This window comes from Bacillus sp. 16GRE42 (assembly GCF_019837435.1).
Lineage (GTDB): Bacteria > Bacillota > Bacilli > Bacillales > Bacillaceae_G > Bacillus_A > Bacillus_A wiedmannii.
On sequence record NZ_JADAXF010000039.1, the window covers coordinates 1 to 206 of the forward strand.

Below are 206 nucleotides of genomic sequence, written 5' to 3' on the forward strand. Positions count from 1 at the left end.
AAAATCATGGCGGTTGTGGCGAAGTGGTTAACGCACCGGATTGTGGCTCCGGCATTCGTGGGTTCGATTCCCATCAGTCGCCCCATTTTTCTTAAAAATTAATATGCGGGTGTGGCGGAACTGGCAGACGCACTAGACTTAGGATCTAGCGCCTTTGGCGTGGGGGTTCGACTCCCTTCACCCGCACTTTTAATAAAATAACTCAT

2 tRNA genes are annotated in these 206 nt (G+C 50.0%); both read left to right on the forward strand.

Annotation, left to right across the window (positions count from 1 at the left end):
* Positions 1-9 precede the first annotated feature (9 nt).
* Positions 10-85: transfer RNA gene (locus ILS93_RS28575), tRNA-His, on the forward strand.
* 20 nt (positions 86-105) lie between these two features.
* Positions 106-186, forward strand: a tRNA-Leu gene (locus ILS93_RS28580).
* The last annotated feature ends 20 nt before the right edge of the window (positions 187-206 follow it).